Here is a 2,252-nt window from a genome sequence, read left to right on the forward strand (position 1 = left end):
AAATATGTACTAGATAAATATAATTCAAGGGGGGCAAATATGAATAAAAAAATTATTGTATCAATAGGATTAGGGCTTTTATTAGTTAGTATGTTAGTAGGGTGTAAGAAGGATACTAAAACAACTTATGATAGTATAATGGACAAAAAAGAGATGACATACACAATGTCAGGACAGTATCCACCTTTTAATTTTATAGGTGATGATGGAAAGGTGCAAGGATTCGATATTGACATAGCCAGTGCAATTGCTGAAAAACTGGGAGTTAAGGCAGTTCCAATTACTACTGAATGGGAAGGAATCGTAGCTTCACTAATTGCTAAAAGATCTGATCTAATAATTGGAAGTATGGGGGTTACCGAGGAGCGTAAAGAGAAAGTTAACTTCACAGACCCTTATTATCATGGTGGAGCACAATTCTTTGCTAAAAAAGGAACAACTCTAAAGAGCATTAAAGATTTGAAAGATGGTAAAGTAGGCGTTGTAACAGGAACGACTTTCCAACCATTTTTAGAAAAAATGGATAATATATCTAAGATTGTCCAATTCCAAAGCGATGTAGACAATTTTAAGAGTGTAGATCAAGGTAGGGCAGATGGACTTGTAACTGATTACTTTGTAGGACTAGTAGCACCAAAAAAATATGGAGTAGATATTGAACCTGTTGGTCCATTACTTTATGTTGACGATAATGCTATAGCAATAAGAAAAGAAGATACAAAATTATTAGAAGTAGTAAACAAAGCTTTAAAAGATATTATAGCAGATGGCACATATGAAAAAATCAGTATGAAGTGGTTTGGTATCAATCTTCAAGATGTAAATTAATAAGTATATCCTTATTAATCTACACAAAAGCTATCAGTGAACTGTGACACGTCACCCTCTGATAGCTTTGTTATATAACATTAAAAATGGGAGGGGTTTTATGCCAGAATTATTTGATGGTATAGTTGCGTTTTTTACAACTGTAATTAAATATTTCCCTAAATTTATTCCTGGGGTTATATGGACATTAAAGTTAGCATTTTTTTCAATATTATTTGGAACAATTCTTGGTTTGATAGTAGCCATGATAAAGCTAACTAAGAAAAAGTATTTAACAGTTTTTATGGACTTATACATTTCTGTTGTTAGAGGAACTCCTCTATTGTTGCAACTTTATTTTATTTTCTATGGACTACCTGGCATGGGAATTTATATTGCGAGTTTTCCGTCAGCCATTATTGGATTAACCCTTCATAATGGTGCTTATATTAGTGAAATTTTCAGAGGGGCAATTGAGTCTATTGATTACGGGCAAAGAGAAGCAGCAAGATCCCTTGGCATGAGTAAATGGCAAGCGATGAAACGAGTTGTTTTGCCTCAAGCGTTTAAACGCTCGATACCTGCTTTGGGTAACCAGTTTATTATAGCTGTTAAAGATTCTTCACTTGCTAGTGTAATAACAATCACAGAAATTATGTTACTTGCTAAGCAATATGCTTCAGTAACTTATGATGTTTTCCCTATTTTCTTTATAGCCGCTATCTATTATATTTTAATAATAACAGTAATTACAAAGTTGCTTAGAAGAATTGAATTAAAATTAAAAATAAGTGAGAGGTGATTGTATGAGCATGATAGAACTTAAAAATTTACATAAATATTTTGGTGATCTTGAAGTTTTAAAAGGAATTGATCTAACAGTAAATGAAGGTGAAGTGGTTTGTTTAATTGGAAGTAGTGGTTCGGGGAAGAGTACGCTGCTTAGATGCATTAATTTCTTAGAGAAGAAAACAGAGGGCGAAATATGGATTGATGGAAACATAGTTCACACAAGAGAGGAAAATATTAATCAGATTCGTCAAAAGGTTGGTATGGTTTTTCAACGCTTCAACTTATTTCCTCACATGACTGTTATTCAAAACGTTATGGAAGGACTAGTTACCATTAAGAAAATGCCTAAAAACCAGGCGAAAAAGTTGGCACTGGAACTTATAAGAAAAGTGGGTATTGAAGATAAAGTAGATGAATATCCTGCAATGTTATCAGGTGGACAGCAACAAAGAGTAGCAATTGCTAGGGCTCTGGCTATGGAACCTAAAGTCATTTTATTCGATGAACCTACATCAGCTCTTGATCCAGAATTAGTTGGAGAAGTGCTTAAGGTTATGAAAGACCTAGCCAAAGATGGAATGACAATGATTGTCGTTACACATGAAATGGGATTTGCAAAAGAAGTGGCCGACCGTGTTATTTTTATTAACGAA

At 33.7% G+C, this 2,252-nt stretch carries 3 protein-coding genes; all 3 read left to right on the forward strand.

What is annotated here, in order from left to right:
* Positions 1-39: 39 nt before the first annotated feature.
* Entirely contained in the window at positions 40-828 is a 789-nt protein-coding gene (locus tag JJE11_RS17545) for a transporter substrate-binding domain-containing protein (RefSeq protein ID WP_291637962.1), read from the forward strand.
* Positions 829-928: 100 nt separating this feature from the next.
* Positions 929-1,609, forward strand: coding sequence for an amino acid ABC transporter permease (locus JJE11_RS17550; protein WP_291637964.1), 681 nt, complete (start codon positions 929-931; stop codon positions 1,607-1,609).
* Positions 1,610-1,619: 10 nt separating this feature from the next.
* On the forward strand, positions 1,620-2,252 hold a 633-nt coding region (locus tag JJE11_RS17555; protein WP_291637965.1), incomplete at its 3' end, for an amino acid ABC transporter ATP-binding protein.

This window comes from Clostridium sp., from assembly GCF_016650095.1.
GTDB lineage: Bacteria > Bacillota > Clostridia > Clostridiales > Clostridiaceae > Clostridium_AD.